Genomic DNA, 16,870 nt, shown 5'->3' with positions numbered 1-16,870 from the left:
TGGGCCAATGGCTCACTACGAGGTTTTTATACGTCGACTTCATGATTTATGAAGGGTGAGCCGGTCGAGAGTTCCCTGCCACTGACCACCGGGGCGCTGGATCAAGGGTCGCTTCTGGTTGGCGCCCCCAGTGTTTCGCTGGCACCAATCGCGCTGTATTCCTTACGCAGGGCGCGCAGCTCCTTATGGTCCAGCTTGTCCAGACTCAGCAACGCATTCTGCGCATCCTTGGTGACGCGCAGCAGTTCGTCGATCTTGATGTGCAGCACATCGTTGTCGCGGTTCTGGGTGTTTTGAATCAGAAACACCATCAGAAAGGTGATGATGGTGGTGGAGGTATTGATGATCAGCTGCCAGGTGTCGTTGTAATGAAACCATGGGCCGGTGATGGCCCACAGGCAGATCAAGCCGATAGCGGCGATGAACGTTCGTGCACTGCCAGCCCATTTCGACAGGCCTTGTGCAAACCGGGAAAACTTCATGCGGTATAGCCTTTTCGTAGAATCCGTTAATGACAGACCACACATAATTCCTGAAATTTCTTCTTACAAATAGTTTCATCTTCGATCCCGGTGAAACCCTTTTGCAATGCTTAGCTGTTTACATCAGCGCATCGAATTCTGGAAAAGGGAGAAGTGCTATGCCGATGATCGCAAGATGGGCCCTGCAAGGTGTGGCGCTGTTTTTGTTTGCCTGGATGGCAGCGATGACAGGGCATTGGAGCAGCGAAGTGATGGATGGCAGTCGATCAGACCGGCTGGCGCTGGTGGGTGATGCGGCGTTGGTCAACAGCAAGACCGTTGCCAGCAATGAGGCTGCGAGCACCGCGCAATAGGCAAATACATTTCTTGTAGGCGCTGCCGAAGGCATTCATCCAGACACACCGCCATCGTAACCTTCGGCAGCTCCTGCAAGTCCAGTGTTCGCCATGTATACCGGAATGACCGCAGCAGATGTTCCGTGCCAAATCGCAGGCAAAAAAAGACCCGCTACGAGGCGGGTCAGGAGATTCAACAGGAGTGACGCTAGGTTAAAAGCGATCCCGTGAAAATCATGTGAAAAGGATGTCGTAGAAACGGAAAGCCCGGCAAGTTAGCCGGGCTTTTTAGTTTCTGTTCAACGCATCATCTTTAACGAGCATGCGCTGCTGGCTGACTAACTGTTGTAGAACTAAACCTTCCTGGCAACGTATGAGGGGCATTAATTCGTGATGTCATTTTGTCAGCGAATTCGCGAGCCTCGTCCAGGCTGCGACATTTAACCGGGTAGTTGTCCAGCTTCACGACCCAATTGGCGCCGTGAGTCCCTTCTTCTATTTGGATTAGCATCGGTAAGCATCTCCATCAATGAGGTGAACGAAACGCCGGGTTAACGGCGGCTGAAAACGTCGGGAAAATCCTGCGCCGAAAATGTCCGGCGGGCTACACAAAAATGACCAATCCGATGAACGTAACTTTCCCGTATTCATTGGCCGAAACGGCCTCTATTCCTAACGGCAAAAACGCCGCTCTGCGTGTGCAGTAGCGGCGTTTTAGTATCGCGCTGACGGTCAGTTAGTTCAGATGGGCTTTCAACTCTGTACCTGCCTGACGCATTGCCGCCTGTACTTGTGGAATCTGGTTCAGTGGGTTGAGCAGACCGTAGTCGTGGATCATCCCGTTGTAACGGACGGTGGTGACAGCAACACCGGCCGCATCCAGTTTGCGGGCATACGCTTCGCCTTCGTCACGCAGTACATCGGCGCCTGCTGTTTGTACCAGTGCTGGCGGCAGGCCGCGCAATTGTTCAACCGTGGCTTTGAGCGGCGATGCGTGAATCTGGGCTCGCTCGGTAGCGCTGGTGGTGTAGTTGTCCCAGAACCACTTCATCATCCCTTTAGTGAGGAAGTGACCTTCGGCGAATTCGTTGTACGAACCGGTTTCGAAGTTCGAGTCGGTCACTGGCCACAGCAACAGCTGGAAGCGCAGTTTCGGGGTGTTCTGTTCCTTGGCCATCAAGCTGACCACGGCTGCCATGTTACCGCCGACGCTGTTACCGGCCACTGCCAGACGCGAGCCATCAACGCCTATCTCCTTGCCGTGCTCTGCTACCCATTTGGTTGCGGCGTAAGCCTGGTTGATCGCAGTCGGGTAGTGCGCCTCAGGAGACGGCGTGTAGTTGACGTACACCGCTACTGCACCTGAGTTGACCACCAGATCGTGGATCAGACGTTCGTGAGTCGCGAAGTCGCCCAGCACCCAGCCACCACCGTGGAAGAACATGAACACGGGCAGATCACCTTTGACGTTGGCCGGACGAACGATCTTCAGATCAATCGACTCACCTGCCACTTTGATGCTGCGATCGCTGACTTGCACGCCGGACAGATCAACCTTTACCGACTGCTGCGCTCCAGTGAGTACCGCGCGGGCATCTTTGGGGCTCAACTGCTCAAGGGGCTTGCCGCCGCCCGCTGCCAGAGCGTTAAGGAAGGCTTGAGTGTTGTGTTCGATGTACGGCGTCTCTGCAGCGAAAGCAGTGTTGATCGACAGGGCAAGTACAGTCAGTGCGGTCGCTTTTTTGAGCATGTTCATGAGGCTAATCCTTGAGTTCTTAATGGTCAGTAGTGAGTGAGGGAATGATCAAGCGACAGCGAGTGTTTTGCGGCTGCGGGCATCCAGGCTGAAAGCGCCTGCACCGTTGGCAGCGATTTGCAGCAGACCGCCTGCGATGGCGATGTTTTTCAGGAAGTTGATCAGTTGACCCTGGTCGGCGAAGTTGTTGTGGAAGACAACGGCGGTCACCACGGTGAAGCCAGCCATCAACAGTGCAATCGGGCGCGCCTTGTAGCCCAGTACCAGAGCAGTGGCGAAGCCGATTTCAACGATCAGCGCAGCGATGAAAGCCAGTTCCGGGAAAGGCATGCCGCTGGCAGCGATGTAGCCCTTGGTTGCTGCCGGTGCAGCCAGCTTGCCGAAGCCGCTGAACAGAAACAGAGAGGCGAGCAGTGCGCGGCCGGCCAGGGAAGTGAAAGCTGCTTGAGTGTTGGTGTTCATGGTTATTGCTCCAAAGTCGAATCAGTCATATTTGTGTGTTGTGGGTCTGTGTCAGCACCATGGAGCGAATATTAGAGATGCAGCGGAATGTGATAAACGGGCTGTAAACGGTTTTACTGTCAACTAAAAAGGGACAGTCATGGCGGCTCATTTCCATTGTGGGAGCCGAGCTTGCTCGCGATGCGGCTATATGCGATCTGAAGTGAACCGCATCCAGCCTCATCGCGAGCAAGCTCGGCTCCCACGGTTGCAAAACCTTCGAGATCATGCCGAAACCGACTGATATCCGGAGTAAAGGTCGTTTGGTATTGCCCTTGCATCGGATCAAGAATGAAGCAGGTTATTTTCGTGTGCAGTTCTGGCGTGGGGATCAGATCGAGATGGATCAGTTGCGTGAAAGGTGTCTGTGGGAACAAGTCACGACTCGTCAGATTCAACCTGTTGCCCTGAGCGAATCGCTCAAGGTCGATGTTTGCGTGATCGGCGGCGGTATCACCGGCCTGTCAGCGGCATTGCATCTGCTGGAAAGCGGCAAATCTGTCGCACTGCTGGAAGCTTCGCGCATCGGTACCGGTGGCTCCGGACGCAACGTCGGTCTGGTCAATGCGGGGAGCTGGATTGCTCCCGATGACGCTGCCGCGATTCTGGGCCCCGGCGTGGGCGAAAAATTCAACACGGTCATGGGCCTTGCGCCCGCACTGGTCTTCGACCTGATCAAAAAATACGGTATCGATTGCCAGGCACGTCACGACGGCACTTTGCACATGGCCCACAACGCCAATGGTGCCAAAGACATTGAGGCGCGCCACGATCAATGGAAGCGCCGCGGTGCCGACGTCGAACTGCTGACCGGTGCCAAGTGCCGTGAATACTGTGGCACCGATAAAATCCCCACTGCGTTGCTCGACCGGCGTGCGGGCACGATTAATCCGATGGCCTATACCGTTGGCCTGGCAGAGACCGTGCTCAAGCTCGGCGGGCAGATCTTCCAGAACTCGCCCGTGCAAGCCGTTACTCGCGAAGGCTCCGGCTGGCGGGTCAGCACGGCGGGCGGTTCGGTATCGGCTGACAAGGTCGTGGTCTCCACCGGCGCTTACACCGAGGGCGAGTGGGCGGGCATCAAGCAGAACTTCTTCAAGGGCTACTACTACAACGTTGCTTCCGAGCCTCTGACCTCCAGCGCTGCGGACGAAGTGCTCAAGCACGGCCAGGGCTCATGGGATACGCGCATGGTGCTGAGCAGCATTCGTCGTGACAACGAAGGACGGCTGATCCTGGGCAGCATGGGCAAAATGAACAACAAGCCCGACTGGTTTATCAGCAGTTGGGCCGATCGCATTCAGAGCCATTACTTCCCGCAACTGGGCAAAGTCCGCTGGGAGATGCACTGGACGGGCTGCATCGACTTCACTCCGGATCACATGGTCAAACTGTTCGAACCTGCACCGGGGCTGGTCGCTGCCAATGGCTATAACGGTCGAGGCAACACGACGGGCACGGTCATGGGCAAAGCCTTCGCGGACTTTCTGGTCAAGGACGACCCGAGCGTGCTGCCCATTCCGTTCGCGCCCGCACTTGAGCTGAAAAGCGCAGGCGTGCGGGCGTTGGCGTATGAAACCGGCCTTAACCTGTATCATGCGGGGCAGTGTTTGCGGGTGATTCTTTAAAGCCCGGCATGAGCACATTTTGTAGGAGCTGCCGAAGGCTGCGAAGGCAGTGTGCCTGACACCCCATAACTCGGAGCCTTAGGCAGCTCCTGCGAGTCAGCATTTCAATACAAGGATTTTTCCCATGCCCACCGACTGGCACAGCAACTCCATCACCCGCGCCACCCCTGTAGACGAGACCTACAAGAACACGCAGAACGTTCGACGCTTCATGCTTGAACAGTGCGGGGCGGGCTTCAAATTCGACCGTGATTTCATGGCCTGGATACGCAACGAAATCCCCAAGACCATGGGCGATGTCGCTGATGAGTGGCGACGTCGACAGGCTTGATCAGTCAGCCCGAAAGCTCCAAACGATTTCCACCACCCGTACTGCCACGATCAAATACAGCAGGCAAAAGAACACTTGCAACAGGGCGTGATAGCGCAGCTTGGCCAGCCGGTGCAGGCCGTCGCTGATGTTCATTAGCATGAGCACGGCGGAGACCACAATGAGCCCCAGCCCCGTCATCTGCGAACCCCACAACCCCATGAAAATCTGGTGATTGCCGTTCAAGGCGTTGCTGCCAGCGGCAAACAGCAGCGCACAGACCAGCAGGTTTTTGACATTGTCGAAAACCTTGGTATTCAGATCGTGGTCCAGCAGATCCAGATACCGCTTCCATAACTTGCTCATGTTTCGTCACCTTTGCTGACACAGCAGACGGGGGAACGCTTGAGCAAGGATAGGTCGTCAGACACCACATCACTCTCTGATCGGTAACGTTTCCCTCATCAAACAAACGGCATCTTCCAGATTGGCCCCCTATTTCTGTAGGAGCTGACGAGCAGCGCGAGGCTGCGATGGCGGAGTATCAGACAGATCGCTATCGCAGCCTCGCGCTGCTCGTCAGCTCCTACAGGGCAACGGGGAAACGGGGAAACAGGGTGACGTGTACGGATCAAGCCAGCGGCGCGATACCCAGCGCTTGCGAACATTCCAGCAGCGAGCGGCGTTGGGTGTCGGCGTAGAGCTTGAGTTCGTTGATGGTGCTGCGGCCCAGTGCGCGCTCGAAATCCTGTTGATTGGAGTTGGTGCCGTAATGGGACTGCGCGTCATCGCCCAGGTTGGACTGGAAAATCCCCGCCGCACTCACGGGCAAAAAGTCTTCATAGACCAGCGGTTCGAAGTGCACATAGCCCGCCTTGATCAACTGCTCAAGGTCCGCGCTCTGCTGAATGCCTGCGCCCGCCGCAATACCTTGCTCAGTGGCAAAGTAACGGAAGTAAGCCAGATCCTGATTGCGCATCTGCTCGTAGCTGTCCGGGAATGCGTTGAAGGTTTGCCCGAGCAATTCGGCGTAACGCACGGCATTGCCCTCGTTGGGGAATTCACCCAACGCGTCGCGTGCCTCGTTCAGCAACTGGTCGTACAGCTCGCGGCCTTTGGGCGTCAGTGCCGCGCCACGCTGTTCGATTTCACCGAAGCGCGCCGAGTGGCTGCCTGCTTCGTTGGCTGACTGGCCGATGAAAGTGATGGGTTCTTCCAGCGCTTTGAAACTGGTCTGACGCAACAGAATAGGGCAGTTGCGGCGCGGCGGCCCCTCGACCACAGCTTTGGGCGTGATGCCTTTTTTCGGCATGCCTTCCTGTACGGTATCGATGTCCAGCGTGCGCGGGGTCAGGTGATTGATGTGCGGGCCATGAAACGCCACCACGTCGGCGATCAGGCGATGCTGAGCGTTGAGTTGTTTGTATTGGTCCAGGCTCACCGTGGCGGTGCTGTGCCAGCGAAAGGTTTCCAGCGCTTGCGCGACGAAGTCCTGCGCGTCGGCTTCGGTCAGGCCGCCGTCCAGTTCGGATTTTTCAATCAGCTCAAGGGCTCGTGGGGTGAAGATTTTGCGTTTGCTTAACACCTGGCTGGCGAAGGCGCGCAGCTCGGGATTGTCGATGAGTTCCAGCCGCAGCAATGATGTGAACACCCGAAACGGGCTGACTTGCAGGGCGTGTTCATGCACGGCGCGAAAAGCCGTGGAATGCACCGGTACCCCCGCAGGCGTCAGGTCGTAATAACCCACTGGCTCCATGCCCATGACGGCAAATAACCGACTCAATGTTGCCAGCTCAGCGGCAGTACCGACCCGGATTGCGCCATGGCGCTCCATGTCCAGGCGCTGTATCTCACCGGTCTGTTTCAAGCTTTGCGCGACCTGCGAATTGTTCGCCAGCACGCCGTCGTTGGTTTCCGCGACCAGCTCCATCAGCGTGCCGTACAGCGGCACCTCGGTCTTGTACATGTCCGACATTGCCCGGGAAAAACGCGCGCGGATCTGGTCACGGTTTGCGAAGCTTGAAGCTGTCATTGCGGTGATTCTCCTGTTATTCGCATTAGGCGTCGTTCGCCTTCATCGACGACGTAATCCACGGCTGCCGGGGCTGTAATGCCATCTATGTGGGAGCTGAGCTTGCTCGCGATTCAGGCACCTCGGTTTACCTGACGCACCGGGTTGCCTGAATCGCGGGCAAGTTTCGCTCCCACAGCTGCTCATGCAGTCTGTAGAAATGGATGATTATTCCAACTCCGCCAGACACCGCTCAAAAATATCCAGCCCCTCGCGCAACACTTCTGGCTCAATCGTCAGCGGCGCCAGCAGGCGGATGATGTGCCGCGACTTGCCACTCGGCATCAGCAACAGTCCGGCATTGCGAGCAGCCTCCAGCAACTGCGCTAATTGCTGCGTACCGGGCGCGCCGTCAGCGGTGACCAGCTCGATCCCGCGCATGGCGCCGACACCTGTCAGCCGGCCCAGATAAGGCGACAGTTTGTTGGCCTGCCACGTGTCGTAACGGCTGACGATCATGCTTTCCTGCATCTCACCCCAAGCCGACAGGTTCGCATCATTCAACTGGTCGAGGCTGGCGATACCCGCCGCGCAGGCAATCGGGTTGCCGGAATACGTGCCGCCAAGGCCGCCTTTGGGCAGCGTGTCCATCAATGCTCTGCGACCCACCACGGCACCCATCGGAATGCCGCCCGCGATGCTCTTGCCCAGCAGGATCAGATCCGGCTCGATGCCCAGTCGGCTGAACGCGAAGCGCTGACCGGTGCGGCCAAAGCCTGACTGGATTTCATCGGCAATCAGCACAATGCCTTTGTCATCGCAGAACCTGCGCAGCGCCTGCGCGAAGTCAGGCTCCATGGCCAGAAAACCGCCTTCACCCTGAACCGCTTCAAAGATAAAACAGGCAACGTCGTTCACATCAATTTCGACGCTGAACAGCCGGTCCATGGCCTTGAGCGCTTGCTCGGTGGTCAAGCCGTTATCTTTGCTCGGGTACGGAATATGAAACACCGGCCCCGGCAACACCCCGACTTTCTGCTTGTACGGTGCGACTTTGCCATTGAGGTTCAAGGTGGCCAGCGTGCGGCCATGAAATCCGCCATCAAAGGCGATCACCGCTGTTTTACCCGTGGCACCTCGGACGATTTTCAGCGCATTTTCCGCTGCTTCTGCACCGCTATTAGTGAGCATGCCGCTGAGTGGATACGACACCGGGACGAACTGCTCCAGTTTGTCCATGAACTTGACGTAAGGTTCGTGAGGCACTGCGTTGAAGCAGTAATGCGTGAGTTTCGTGGCCTGATCCTGAATCGCTGCCACCACCTGGGGGTTGGTATGCCCCAGATTGAGCACACCAATACCACCGACAAAATCGATATAGCGCTTGTTGTCGGTGTCCCACACTTCGGCGTTTCTGCCGTGGGACAACGTCAGCGGATGAACATGAGGGATGGATTGACTGATGTTTTCGCGACTCATGATCCGTTTTTTCTGTCGAGAGAGATGGCCCCTATATAAGCGAGTAAGGCCAACCGCCCACAAGCGAAATAAACTCGCGGCGTCATTCCAATAATTCGGGACGTGCTGATGATTGACGCCCGCGTCTGTAGGAGTGAGCTTGCTCGCGATGCGTTTTTCCATTCAGAAAACTACTCCCAGGCAGGACGCTATCGCGAGCAAGCTCACTCCTACAGATGATCACCTTACCTGTTGGAGAGAGGCGGGGGCTGGGCCGCATCCGGACGATGGACGATTACGCGCTTTGTCAGCGATCTAAATCAAATCCACACATCATTAACCGCCGTCCGCTCACTCTCCTCGTGCCCGGTATTCAACACCCCGCGCGGCTCGATCAGCAGCAGCTTCACCTCATGTTCTGCGTAGGGTTTGTGTTCGACGCCCTTGCCGACGACATACATTTCACCGGCTGCGACGGTAACGAAACCATCGCGAAAATCGATGCGCAGTTCGCCTTCGAGAATGATGAAAGTCTCGTCAGTATCGATATGGGAGTGCCAGATGAAGTCGCCCTGGATCTTCACCACTTTGAACTGATAGTCGTTCATTTCGGCCACGACTTTTGGCGTCCATTGCTCATTGAACAGCGCATATTTGGCGGCGAAATTAATCGAGGAGTAAGGCGGGGCAGAACAGGTACTGGTCATGGTCAGTGCTCACGGTTGATCGAGATGGGTCAACCTTAGCGAGCAATAATTAACCGGTATTGCATGATCGTGCAGCTTCGGGGCGCGGTGTCAGATTCGGCCTTGCATCTTTAGCCAGCGTGCGGGCGAGATGCCGAATGCCTGACTGTGTTGGCGCGTCATGTGGCTCTGATCGAAGAAACCACACGCTAAGGCGGCATCACTGAGCGGCTGGCCCGCCACCAACAAACGCCTCACTTCGGCCAACCGACGTTGTGTGATGTAGCGGTAAGGGCTGGTGCCATACAGCGCACGAAAATCCCGGGACAAACTCCAGCGATCACGCCCGCTGGCCAGCACCAGATCGTCCAGGGTGATGACCTCATTCAGCGTGTCATGGATGTAAATTCGCGCCCGTTCTGCCGCCGCATAATCCAGCGCCCGCCGTCCGCGCTTATTACCCGCGGCGACATCCAGCGCCTGGGCCAGGTCGTAAATGGCGTCCTCTTCCTCAAACGGGTCGAGCGCGTTATCCATGCTTTGCAGCAAAGCACTGGTTGCCGCAAACAAACGCGGATCGCTGGACAAGCCGCCCACAACGAAAGGCAAAGATTTACCGCCCAGCACCTCTTGAATCAGCGATGGCTCGATGTAGAACATTCGGTAATGAAAGCCTGCATCGGTACCGGCTTGTCCGTCATGCACTTCATCCGGATGCAAGACCATGGTGCCGCCCGCCAGACTGTGACAGTAGTCGTTGCGGTAATGAAAACTCTGCACCCCTGCCAGCGTGCGCCCGATGGCGTAAGTGTCATGACGGTGCGGCGTGTAACCGTGCCCGCCGAAGTAAGCCTCGATCCGTTCCATCTTCCGCGACTGCGGCGCACGTACCAGCCAGTCGCGTTTGTTTTGTGTGGTCATGGAGGGTTGCACCCGTTCGTCACGATGGGCACACGATAGCTAAAAAACAGGGGAGAAGGTGCAGGTAAATGCTGGTCGTCGGGAGTTTGTAGGCGTGAGCTTGCTCGCGATAGCGTCAGCTCGGGCGATGATTTGTCGACGAAAAAGTCAAATCGCGAGCAAGCTCACTCCTATAGAAACAACACGTATCTGGAACGTAAGGTCTGTAGGAACTGACGAAGGCTGCAATCGCGGTATGCCAGAAGGACCGCTATCGACGCCGTCGTAACCTCCGACAACCCTACAGAAATAGCGCCAGCCAAGAGCTTGACCGCGAATAGAGTGCCTTCAGGGCTCTGGTGTTTAGATCAAAACGCCAGATCTGCCTTCACGCCAAATTCATCGCGCTTTCATCGAGCTTGTATTGCGCGCGGTTGTAATACACACCGGCCGTGAATGGCAGCGAACCCCTGCCGTTTAAAAATGCCGCTGCCCCCACATCATCCGTGGGCGTTTGTTGATTCAGTTCAAGCATTCAGCCTGCTTGCGATCCAGCAACCCATCCACCATGGCCTGTGCCATTTCCACCAGATGCATCACCGACATGGCGTGATCGCGTTGCGAACCGCGCAGGTTGTCGGCGGCTTCGTAGGCGGTACTGGTGGCGCAGCGCAGCAGGTCGGAGGTTTGGGCGAGGACGTCTTCAGGGCTGATGTCCGTGCGGACGGAGAAGAAGCGGTTGAGGGTGCAAAATTCGGGTTTGTTGTTATTCACCGTGTTGCTCTCCTTATGCGTATCCGGTAGCTGCGACCTTCATGGTTCATGAAGGGGTGGCAGCTGTATGAGGGTTAGTCGACCGATCACAGAAAATCGGCGCACTCGAAAGTGCCCCGCATACAGCCGCCATTACAAAGGCTAGTAGATGCCTGTAGCGGGATGCTTGAGATTTTCTGTGAATCAGGCGACTAAACCCGGTCACTGATGTGCAGCGACGGGCGGGAGGTTAGAGAACCGCTTTCCCGCAAACAACCCAGCGCACGGCGTTGGCGGAAATTGAGACCGATCCTACAAGGGCTAGGGTTTATGGATGACGCGTCTAGGTAACGTATGATTGCCGTCTTATCGCCAATCACCCAAGGACCCCGCCATGCCGCCGTTAAGCAAACGCGATCAGGCCCGCATCGAACGTCGTCTGGCGTCTACCCTGACCGAGGCGTGCGAAACCGCAAAAGCAGAAATCGTCGGCTTCTCCTGGTTGACCCATGAAGTGGATTACGCGCAATTCCCTGCCAGCCTGCGCGTGGTGTGGATCTTCGATACGCAAGCGCAAAAGGATCAGGCCCTCGCCAGCGGCCAGCGTGAACGCATGGTTGAGCTGACTGCCCACGCATTGGAAGACGCAGATATCGTGGTTGCCGATGTGAGCAAACGGGTGCAATTCGACAGCGAAGAGCAATGTCAGCGCGCCAACGGCGGTAACTGGCAACAACGCCTGGCCCGGGGCTGAGACATGGCCAAGGACATCGAAAATCCCTGTACCTCTGTTTGCCAGTTGAGCGGCGACTTATGCGTCAGTTGTGGCCGCAACAAAGAGGACATCCGCAAATGGCGTCGCATGAACCGACCCGAAAAAATGGCCGCCGTGCAGCGTGCCAGTCAACGCTTGAAAAGCCTGAACAAGAAGAAAGGCTAAGCGCCCGCAGTCAGGCTGTGTGAAAGCTGCTGCCTCTGCAATACTTCGTAAAATCTACACCCGACTCGTCGCCAGGAAAAATCATGAAAACAAAAAGCCTGATGTTCTTGTGTCTGTTCAGTGTGCTCGGAGCCTTTCAGGCGAACGCCGCTGATAAATCCTGCGCTGAAGCCATCGGCGACAAACGCTCGGCCTTACTCGTGAAGCAATGCATCAGCGTATCGCCCGCCACCCGGCCGCCTTGCAACGCCGCTAATAGCTGCGAAATGATCAACAGCGAAGTCGAGCGCGGCTGCGGCATGTTGAGCGACGACGCCAGCGCGCCGGACTTCTGCACATTCACCCTCACAAAACCTGAAACCTTCCAGGGCGCTTTGATTTCCGGCAGCGGGATCGAGGACCACACCGTCACCGTGCTGCTCAACGACGGCCGTCGGTTCACGGCTTATTGCGATGGCAAATGCGGTTCGTGGTTTATCGCGGAAGACGAAGGGGAGGCGACCTTGCTGCCCAATATCGTGGGCAGAAACGTCAAAGTTACCGTGGCGAGCGAACCTAACAAAGACCGCATCGCCGGGCCTGCGGAAGATGAGAAGTTGGTGTTTGTGAAGAAGATTGAGTTGGTGAAGTAACAGGCCGACTTCTGACGTGCAGGAGCGCGCTTGCCCGCGATGGCGTCGGCACAGGCGATGTATTTATCGACTGCCATACCGAATCGCGGGCAAGCGCGCTCCTACAGGGGAAAGCACTTCAATTCAGGGATAGAGGGTGTTGATTGCACGCTGCAGTGGGGCGCAGAAGCGACCTCGTTGTGGCCATCACCTACTTCTGTGGCTCAAACGCCTCAAGCCGTGCCTGCACCGCATCATCAAAAATCATGTACAACGCTTCAACATCACTCGGCCTCAGCCGCTTGGCCGTTTCCAGCCCAAGGATAAAAGCAATCTGCAGCTCGCCCTCGCTTTCAATATCCTCACGAGTACTGGCGGCCTCCAGAGAGCGAAGCAGCTTGTCAATTGGCCCACGAATAGGCTTTGGCAGCCTTAACAGGTCCAGCCTTTCTTGTGGCATTACGCGCTCCGAACCATCGACCGGGTCGAGGGTGGTTAGTAAGCCGACCATAGTGGGCCAAAACAGGCGGGAAGGGGATAGAAAAAGCGACGTAATGTTTGGGACGCATGAAGAGCAAGATCTGTAGGAGTGAGCTTGCTCGCGATAGCGTTCGATCAGTTGGCCTTCAAGCCTTCGGCTTCACCCGCTCTATCAAATCATTCAACACATACGTATCCAGAAAAGCCTTCGCCTCTGTGATCTGCCCATCTTTGAACGTCAGGTGCCACAGGTAACTATTGCGGTACGGCTGCTGATCCAGTGCCGTCGCTTCACCGTTCCACAGCACAACCACCACATCGCCTTCGCCAACAATACTCAGCACGGTCGGTTTGATAGGCGTGGCAAGTCGGGCGCTGATGGGTTTGACGGCCCGTTCCAGCAAGTCCTGTTTGCCTTTATAAATGCCAGAGACCGGGCTGGAGCCCGCGACCGTCCATTCAGCGTCTGGCGCCAAGAGGTCGAAGGTCGTGCCCTTACCCTGCTGCCAGTTAACAAACGATTGGCGCACCAACTCGGCGTTTGAATGCGCAGCGGCTTTGTCCGTCGCCCATGCTGCACTCGCCAAAAGCACAGTAAGTAGAGCAGCAATCTGAAATCGAAAAACCGTTTTCATCAATGCAACCATGATCATTCACCTCGTTGCGGTTATCAGCATTCTTGTTGAGAAGAACCTAACCCGCGGGTGAGCGGGCGACGTAGCCCGATACTGTCCAGACATTGCCTGATGCTGCCGGGACTCATGAAACCGGATCAGGCTGGGCTTTTGCCTGTGTGTTTCGACTGCGGCGTACGCAACCCAAGATGATCACGCAAGGTCGTGCCTTCGTACTCACGGCGAAACAGCCCGCGGCGTTGCAACTCGGGCACCACTTTGTTGAGGAAGTCTTCAGCACCGCCCGGCATATATGGCGGCATCACCACGAAGCCGTCGGCTGCGTCTTCAAGCAGCCATTGCTCCATTTGGTCGGCCACGGTTTTCGGCGAACCCACCATCTTGGCGAAGCCCAGACTGGAGGCGTACCAGCGGCCGAGTTGTTCCAGGCTCCAACCCGCTTCGATGGCGTTGCCAATCACCGTATCAAAACGGCCCTTGCTGCCACGAATGTGCTCGCGAATGTCCGGCACGGGCGCCTTTGGATCATGCTGCGCCAGATCGTAATTCATGCTTGCAGACATAAAGGCCAGCCCGGCGATGGGCAGAATCAACTCATCCAGCTCGGCCGCCAGGTCCCTGGCTTGCTCATCGCTGTCAGCAATCACCGGGTACAAGCCCGGAAGAATCTTGACGTCACCCGGCTGTCTGCCCAGCTCGACCACTTGCTGTTTAAACGTCGCGTAAAAAGCTTTGCCTTTTTCCAGCGTCGACTGGACCGGAAAGATCACCTCGGCATTGCGCGCCGCCAACGATTGAAACGCTGACGAGACCCCGGCCTGAATCAACACCGGATGGCCTTGTGGCGGACGCGGCAGGTTCAACGGGCCGCGCACCTTGAACCAGTCGCCCTGATGATCCGCGTAATGCAGGCGGGTGGCGTCGGCATATTGCCCGCTGGCCTTGTCGGCCAGTATCGCGTCGTCTTCCCAGGTGTCCCAAAGGCCGCGCACCACATCCAGAAACTCACTCGCCTTGGTGTAGCGCTCGGCATGGCCCAGATGCTGGTCCAGACCAAAATTACGCGCCTCGCCGTCGTTAACCGACGTCACCGCATTCCACGCCGCCCGACCGCCGCTGAAGTGGTCGAGCGTGGCGAACTGTCGGGCGACGTGGAACGGTTGCTGATAGGTCGTCGAAACCGTCGCACCGAGACCGATGCGCTGAGTCAGCACACTGAGCGCCGATAACAGCGCCAGTGGCTCCGGCGAGCCGTTAGCCCGCCAAGTGACCGCAGCCTCGAAAGACCCGCCATGAATGTCATCCAGCGCCAGCTTGTCGGCCACAAACAACAGGTCCAGTCTGGCGGCTTCGGCCTGTTCAGCCAGACGCTGGTAGTAGCGGATGTCCAGCGCATTGCCTGTTGCCGCCTGAGGCAGACGCCACCCGGCCAGGTGTGATCCGGCATGACTGACGAACAACGCCAGATGCATTTGACGACTCATAGTGACCTCAAGGGCTAGGGATTACCGACAGTTGAGTGACTTGACCCGAGCTGCTCGCTGCCTGCGGGATGTCCTCCACCAGAAATGGGGGGCGGTTTGTGGGTGACGGTAGCGAGATGGGGAAGGGGAGTGAAAGGTTTTTTTGGAATAAGCTAATTATGAATTATTGTTATTTATCATTGTTGATAAAATCACTATATTTTATTAAGTGGCGCTGCCGGACTCAACGCCGCAGCCTGAACCGAAACAATTCTGTAGAAGCGCACTAGCATCGCGATGCCGCGATGGCGGTGCTTCAGGCAGCACGCTATCGAACTCACAAGGAGCCTGTTGATGGTGCGGCGCGACGACCTCTCTCGACGCTTGATCGACCAAACATCCAGGCCGCCGACTCGGCCGCTGGCAAGATCGCAGCAGGATGGATAACATCGGTAGCCGCTGTAACAGTTTATTGCTCCTCTCTATATTCTTGCGATGCGACTTCTGCCATGTGGCGTCTGTTGCACCTCAAAAGCCATATTCTTCTTTCGCTCTCAAGCATTGGTTTGCTTGGAACGTGAGCCAGTGAAAAGAAGTCGTTCATGTCGCGAAAAGAATTATTGCAGCTGATATTTGCTCAGGTATTTCTACTGACGGCCATGAGTGCGCTGCGACTGGCGGCTCCCCTGTTTACCCTTTCGCTGGGTTACAGCGCGGGTGCAGTGGGTGCTCTTGTCGCACTGTTTGCGCTGAGCCAAGTGTTCATGGCCATTCCGGTCGGCAAATACTCAGACCGGCAAGGCTTCAAGCGGCCAATGACCTACGCGATATTTGCAGCAGTGCTAGCGTTGGCAGCGTTAACACTGTTCCCGAGTATCGCATTGCTGTGTGTGGCTGCCATGGTGGTCGGTGCAGCCTCCGGCGTGACGCAGATCGTGCTGCAACGCCACATAGGCCGTGCAGCGAACTCGATCATTCAAAGGCGACAATTCTTCAGCTGGTTAGCCATATCACCCTCGATTTCAAGCTTCATTGGCCCGTACTCGGCGGGTTTGATCATTGATCATGCCACCCAGGCGTCTGGCGATCTGTTGTCCTTTCGCATCTGTTTTGCCGTGCTGGGCTGCCTGCCTCTGGTGACGTGGGGGCTGCTCTTTTTTGTACGTGAGCTTCCCGTTGAGCCCCGCGACTCCAGCGCCATCCCTACACGAGCATGGGCGCTGCTGCGCTCGACCAACTTTCGCTACATCCTGTTCATTAACTGGCTGTTGTCGTGTATCTGGGACATTCACTCGTTTCTCGTCCCTGTGCTTGGCTTTGAGCGGGGGATTGACGCTTCAACCATCGGCGTCGTCCTCGGCGCGTTTGCCCTGGCGACCGGGCTGATACGTTTGGTGCTGCCCCTGATCGCGAGCCGCTTTAGCGAAAAGCAAATCATCACCACGTCGTTCGTCATCACCGTCAGCGTTTTTATCGCCTACCCATTTGCCGAGCTACCGTCTCAAATGATCGCCTGCTCCGTCGTGCTCGGCGCAGCGCTGGGCGGCGTGCAACCGATGATCATCAGCCTGCTGATGCAAGTGACACCCCCAGCCCGACATGGAGAAGCCTTGGGTATCCGAATGACCGCCATCAATGCCTCGGGCTTCCTGATACCGATGGTCGCGGGATCATTCGGCGCGCTCATCGGTGTAAGCGCCGTGTTCTGGTTCATCGCCCTGATCGTCGCCGCGGGCGCACCGGTTGTCAGGCGGATTCAGTTGCATGAAGAGGGGGCAAGCAACGACGGTGGACCGTCATAGCGCCGGGCACGAAATCGGATTGTTCCTGCCGTTGGAGGATCGCTCGTATTGGGTGGGCACAGAGGAGAGCGGCAATCGGCAGTTTGTGGTGGCTGATCCGGATGGGCATTTGCTGCGGT

The 16,870-nt window shown here is 56.8% G+C and carries 21 protein-coding genes; 7 read left to right on the top strand and 14 right to left on the bottom strand.

All coding sequences use genetic code 11. The features are described from left to right. Positions 1 to 101: 101 nt before the first annotated feature. Positions 102 to 482, bottom strand: coding sequence for a low affinity iron permease family protein (locus AUC60_RS10805; RefSeq protein WP_087266569.1), 381 nt, complete (start codon positions 480 to 482; stop codon positions 102 to 104). 158 nt (positions 483 to 640) lie between these two features. Here AUC60_RS10805 and AUC60_RS10800 point away from each other — a divergent pair, with 158 nt between their 5' ends. After that, on the top strand, positions 641 to 835 hold the full coding sequence (locus tag AUC60_RS10800) for a hypothetical protein (RefSeq protein WP_087266567.1): 195 nt from the start codon (positions 641 to 643) through the stop codon (positions 833 to 835). Between the two features lie 295 nt (positions 836 to 1,130). Here AUC60_RS10800 and AUC60_RS28330 read toward each other — a convergent pair whose 3' ends face one another. The 3 genes from AUC60_RS28330 to AUC60_RS10785 all read right to left on the bottom strand — a co-directional run bounded on the left by AUC60_RS28330 (position 1,131) and on the right by AUC60_RS10785 (position 3,035). Continuing rightward, positions 1,131 to 1,328 carry a hypothetical protein gene (locus AUC60_RS28330; protein ID WP_087266565.1) on the bottom strand — a complete coding sequence of 66 codons (198 nt, stop codon included), beginning with the start codon at positions 1,326 to 1,328 and terminating at the stop codon, positions 1,131 to 1,133. A gap of 225 nt (positions 1,329 to 1,553) precedes the next feature. Beyond that, entirely contained in the window at positions 1,554 to 2,573 is a 1,020-nt protein-coding gene (locus AUC60_RS10790; protein ID WP_087266563.1) for an alpha/beta hydrolase, read from the bottom strand. Positions 2,574 to 2,621: 48 nt separating this feature from the next. Then, a complete protein-coding gene (locus AUC60_RS10785) occupies positions 2,622 to 3,035 on the bottom strand; it encodes a DoxX family protein (protein WP_087266560.1) in 414 nt (137 codons plus the stop codon). A gap of 380 nt (positions 3,036 to 3,415) precedes the next feature. Between AUC60_RS10785 and amaA the strand changes: the two genes are divergently transcribed. Then, complete coding sequence (gene amaA, locus AUC60_RS10780) at positions 3,416 to 4,702, top strand: L-pipecolate oxidase (RefSeq protein WP_087266783.1); 1,287 nt, start codon at positions 3,416 to 3,418, stop codon at positions 4,700 to 4,702. Positions 4,703 to 4,826: 124 nt separating this feature from the next. Further along, positions 4,827 to 5,033: a DUF6434 domain-containing protein gene (locus tag AUC60_RS10775; protein WP_087266558.1), complete on the top strand. Its 207-nt coding sequence runs from the start codon at positions 4,827 to 4,829 to the stop codon at positions 5,031 to 5,033. Here AUC60_RS10775 and AUC60_RS10770 read toward each other — a convergent pair whose 3' ends face one another. From AUC60_RS10770 to AUC60_RS10745, 7 genes are all read right to left on the bottom strand, one after another. Then, the gene (locus AUC60_RS10770) at positions 5,034 to 5,378 is read right to left on the bottom strand and encodes a hypothetical protein (protein WP_087266556.1); all 345 of its coding nucleotides are present in this window, start codon (positions 5,376 to 5,378) and stop codon (positions 5,034 to 5,036) included. It lies immediately after the preceding gene. 265 nt (positions 5,379 to 5,643) lie between these two features. Next, the gene (hglS, locus tag AUC60_RS10765; RefSeq protein WP_087266554.1) at positions 5,644 to 7,044 is read right to left on the bottom strand and encodes a 2-oxoadipate dioxygenase/decarboxylase HglS; all 1,401 of its coding nucleotides are present in this window, start codon (positions 7,042 to 7,044) and stop codon (positions 5,644 to 5,646) included. Between the two features lie 207 nt (positions 7,045 to 7,251). Next, positions 7,252 to 8,502: a 2-aminoadipate transaminase gene (locus AUC60_RS10760; protein WP_087266552.1), complete on the bottom strand. Its 1,251-nt coding sequence runs from the start codon at positions 8,500 to 8,502 to the stop codon at positions 7,252 to 7,254. Positions 8,503 to 8,801: 299 nt separating this feature from the next. After that, positions 8,802 to 9,188: a cupin domain-containing protein gene (locus AUC60_RS10755; protein WP_087266550.1), complete on the bottom strand. Its 387-nt coding sequence runs from the start codon at positions 9,186 to 9,188 to the stop codon at positions 8,802 to 8,804. Between the two features lie 90 nt (positions 9,189 to 9,278). Continuing rightward, positions 9,279 to 10,088 carry an AraC family transcriptional regulator gene (locus AUC60_RS10750; protein WP_087266548.1) on the bottom strand — a complete coding sequence of 270 codons (810 nt, stop codon included), beginning with the start codon at positions 10,086 to 10,088 and terminating at the stop codon, positions 9,279 to 9,281. A gap of 367 nt (positions 10,089 to 10,455) precedes the next feature. Further along, positions 10,456 to 10,602 carry a hypothetical protein gene (locus AUC60_RS27845; RefSeq protein WP_158099109.1) on the bottom strand — a complete coding sequence of 49 codons (147 nt, stop codon included), beginning with the start codon at positions 10,600 to 10,602 and terminating at the stop codon, positions 10,456 to 10,458. Then, positions 10,590 to 10,841 (bottom strand): DUF6124 family protein, encoded by a 252-nt coding sequence (locus AUC60_RS10745; RefSeq protein WP_087266546.1) that lies wholly within the window; start codon positions 10,839 to 10,841, stop codon positions 10,590 to 10,592. The genes AUC60_RS27845 and AUC60_RS10745 overlap by 13 nt, the downstream gene beginning before the upstream one ends. 373 nt (positions 10,842 to 11,214) lie before the next feature. Here AUC60_RS10745 and AUC60_RS10740 point away from each other — a divergent pair, with 373 nt between their 5' ends. From AUC60_RS10740 to AUC60_RS10730, 3 genes are all read left to right on the top strand, one after another. Continuing rightward, a complete protein-coding gene (locus AUC60_RS10740; protein ID WP_087266544.1) occupies positions 11,215 to 11,574 on the top strand; it encodes a hypothetical protein in 360 nt (119 codons plus the stop codon). A 3-nt stretch (positions 11,575 to 11,577) separates the two neighbouring features. Next, positions 11,578 to 11,760, top strand: coding sequence for a DUF1289 domain-containing protein (locus AUC60_RS10735; protein WP_027901417.1), 183 nt, complete (start codon positions 11,578 to 11,580; stop codon positions 11,758 to 11,760). A gap of 83 nt (positions 11,761 to 11,843) precedes the next feature. Then, positions 11,844 to 12,392 (top strand): hypothetical protein, encoded by a 549-nt coding sequence (locus AUC60_RS10730; RefSeq protein ID WP_087266542.1) that lies wholly within the window; start codon positions 11,844 to 11,846, stop codon positions 12,390 to 12,392. Positions 12,393 to 12,582: 190 nt separating this feature from the next. On the opposite strand, the gene AUC60_RS10725 is transcribed toward AUC60_RS10730, so the two are convergent. The 3 genes from AUC60_RS10725 to AUC60_RS10715 form a co-directional block, all read right to left on the bottom strand. Next, the gene (locus tag AUC60_RS10725) at positions 12,583 to 12,831 is read right to left on the bottom strand and encodes a hypothetical protein (protein ID WP_087266540.1); all 249 of its coding nucleotides are present in this window, start codon (positions 12,829 to 12,831) and stop codon (positions 12,583 to 12,585) included. 166 nt (positions 12,832 to 12,997) lie between these two features. Then, complete coding sequence (locus tag AUC60_RS10720; RefSeq protein WP_087266781.1) at positions 12,998 to 13,486, bottom strand: nuclear transport factor 2 family protein; 489 nt, start codon at positions 13,484 to 13,486, stop codon at positions 12,998 to 13,000. A gap of 137 nt (positions 13,487 to 13,623) precedes the next feature. Beyond that, a complete protein-coding gene (locus AUC60_RS10715) occupies positions 13,624 to 14,970 on the bottom strand; it encodes an LLM class flavin-dependent oxidoreductase (RefSeq protein ID WP_202973070.1) in 1,347 nt (448 codons plus the stop codon). 581 nt (positions 14,971 to 15,551) lie between these two features. On the opposite strand from AUC60_RS10715, the gene AUC60_RS10710 reads away from it, so the two are divergent. Next, complete coding sequence (locus AUC60_RS10710; protein WP_087266539.1) at positions 15,552 to 16,751, top strand: MFS transporter; 1,200 nt, start codon at positions 15,552 to 15,554, stop codon at positions 16,749 to 16,751. Positions 16,752 to 16,870 lie beyond the last annotated feature (119 nt).

Source organism: Pseudomonas caspiana (assembly GCF_002158995.1).
Classification (GTDB): Bacteria; Pseudomonadota; Gammaproteobacteria; order Pseudomonadales; family Pseudomonadaceae; genus Aquipseudomonas; species Aquipseudomonas caspiana.
Note: the sequence above shows the minus strand (reverse complement) of the source record. Positions and strands in the feature narration are given on the sequence as shown.